The organism is Pseudoalteromonas sp. UBA6610, assembly GCF_002433295.1.
Lineage (GTDB): Bacteria > Pseudomonadota > Gammaproteobacteria > Enterobacterales > Alteromonadaceae > Pseudoalteromonas > Pseudoalteromonas atlantica.
Genome location: NZ_DJHW01000068.1, coordinates 1 through 2650 on the forward strand (window position 1 = coordinate 1; position 2650 = coordinate 2650).

General features: G+C 43.1%; 1 protein-coding gene. It reads right to left on the reverse strand.

Features of this window, described 5'->3' with window-relative positions:
* Positions 1–88: 88 nt before the first annotated feature.
* Positions 89–2362 (reverse strand): TonB-dependent receptor domain-containing protein, encoded by a 2274-nt coding sequence (locus B4F91_RS09610; RefSeq protein ID WP_055255334.1) that lies wholly within the window; start codon positions 2360–2362, stop codon positions 89–91.
* Positions 2363–2650: the final 288 nt, after the last annotated feature.

Genomic DNA, 2650 nt, shown 5'->3' on the forward strand with positions numbered 1-2650 from the left:
GTAAACACATTTCAGGACAAGACACTGTACATTTAACAAAAAGCCCATCAAAGATGGGCTTTTAATTATTTACTGTACATTATGGCTATTAAAACGTAGCCGATAACGTCAGTGCTGCTGTACGTGGCGCACCAATAAAGTAAGTGCTGCCATTACCCGTACCACCCGCTAAATAGCTTTTATCGGTAACGTTATAAACAACAAAGGCAACATCAATAGCTTTAAATGGTCCTGCGTTTATATCGGTTGCGTAACCTGCGTTTAAATCAACCACGGTATAGCCATCAACTTCGCCACGCTCACCGGTGTATTTAGCCGATAAACCAAAGCGGAAATCACCGCTAAAGTAATCGGTCGATAGCACAAATAAGTCATCTACTGAGTCTATTACTTTTTCACCGGCTTCAAACCCGGGTGCATCGCCTTTGTACTCTGAGTCATTATTCGTGTACGAGCTATATACACTCCATTGTGGGCTTAGCATGTAACTTGCCGACAGCTCTAAACCTTGCGATTCAATACCCCCTACATTTAAGTAAGAGCCATTTGTACCTATGGTGTAATCAATACCGCCGGTGTCACTACCTGGGGCAATAAACGTAATACGGTTATCAAATTCAATTGAATACGCTGTTGCGGTCAGGTTTAGCGCGTTATTTTGATAGCGCACACCTAAATCGATGTTTTCAGCGGTTTCAGCTTCAATGGCTGATAAATCAGAGCTGTCGCGCTCAAGCACCCCGTCTTTAATAGCAGCAAAGTTTTCGCTGTAGCTGGTAAATAGCTCGGTTGAGTTATTTAGCTGATACAAAATACCACCACTAAATAACACATCAGAGTCACTATTAACTTTAGCGGTTGTGGCATTTTGATAATGGTCGTACTTTTCAATATCAACAAGGTACTTTTTAACACCTACGTTAAGCGTGAAATCGCCAAGGGCCATTGAATCCTGCGCGTACCATTTAAGGGTGTCGGTCTCAAAGGTGTTTTTATACTGGGTCCAGTATGGCGTGCTATCAAAGTGATGGTAAATGCTGGCATTAATTACTTTGTGCCAATCGCGAGACTCGTCACGGTCGCTTTGCTCATACCAAAAACCGGCTTCTATGTCGTGCATCCCAAACGTAGCTTGGTAGTTGGCAGTAACCCCTAAGCGGTCTTTTTTGTAATGCGTATGACGATACGACATTACAGGTATTGCCGTATCATCGTAACATGCTGGGTTTAAACCAGGGCCCGACTCCCACGGCCAGCTTAAACTTGCCGTACATCCTTCGTTTGGTGCCAGTGCGTTACCTGCGCTATCTACAAAACCGTAAGAGCCTGCGTTAGTGCCGCCCTCTGTGGTTGGGTTGCCGTTTTCATCTACTGGAGTTGTTAAATACGGTGGGATCCAATCGCCACGGCCCGAGTTTTTATGATAATAAGGGCTCACTGTAATAAGCGATGTTGGCGAAAGCGCATACTCAAACTTTAAATACGCTAGTGTATTTTCGCGCAGTGTACCCCAGCCCTCAGCAAACATTTGGTCGTAATGTGGAACGCCTGTCCAGTTCCACGTTAGCTGATCCCACTCTGGCGTTTGTTCAAATTGCGCAAGACTTACACTGTTGTAGTTAGTCTCGCTTACATCATCGTAAGATAAACGCCCTGTAATTGTTAAATCAGCAAGCGTTGTTACAAATTTAAGCTCTGCGTGTTGGTTATCTTTTCCGCCGTTGCTACCCGAGCCAATCCAGCGGCTAGTATCAGTTTGCGAGTAACTTACATACGCTTGTGTATTATCAAATAAAGTACCCGTTTCGTGCTTAACGTAAAAGCGGGTCGCATCGTGACTACCCGAGGTGTAAGCAAAAGTGGTGCTGCTATCAAGACTTGGCGCTTTACTTACAAAGTTAAATGTACCGCCTAGTGCCTCAAGCGATGCCGATTTAATATCTGAGGTGCCTTGGCCTACTTCTACAGTGGCTAAATTTTCAGTGTCTAGGTAACGGTTTGCTTTAGCGCCACCACCATAGTTTGAGCCACCGTTAGGAATACCATCAACGGTCATCCCTAATTGCTGCTGGTTTGAGTCAATACTAAAACCACGCATAGTGATTGTGGTAGACCAGTCATCGCCACCAAATGCATCGCCTTCGTTTATGCTAATGCCAGGTAAGTTATCGATAACCGATAACACACTCGAAACCGTTGTTTGTTGATCAAGCATTGCAGGCTCAATCACATTATTTGCATAACTGGTTGGTTTTGCAGTAACGGTTATTTCTTCTATTTCGTTGTCATTTGCATAAGCTGACGTTGATACAGCCATAGCAATTGCCATGCTCAAAATCGATTTATTAGTTAAAGCGTACATTGTGATCCCGTTTGGTTTTAATTATCTAAAGTAATTATGAAAGCGGGCACAGTATGATTTCGAATTATGACAACAAAAATGAAGTTTATTTACAGGGGTGTTAAAAAAATGTGGGGTTTTTATGGCTTTGTTATGTCATTTGTAAGTCAGCCTAAGCACAAAAACCTAGGCTGAATTATATATAAATACTAGGGCGTGTTGATCTTTGCGGATTGAAATTTGTTCAATCTAGGGGTGATTAAATCGCGGCACGAGGTTTGTAACCTAGTGGGCTAAGTAAAAACCGAG

Bases quoted from the DNA above. Each gene is read 5' to 3' on its own strand.
- B4F91_RS09610 (WP_055255334.1), bottom strand. From the start codon at position 2,362: ATGTACGCTTTAACTAATAAATCGATTTTGAGCATGGCAATTGCTATG.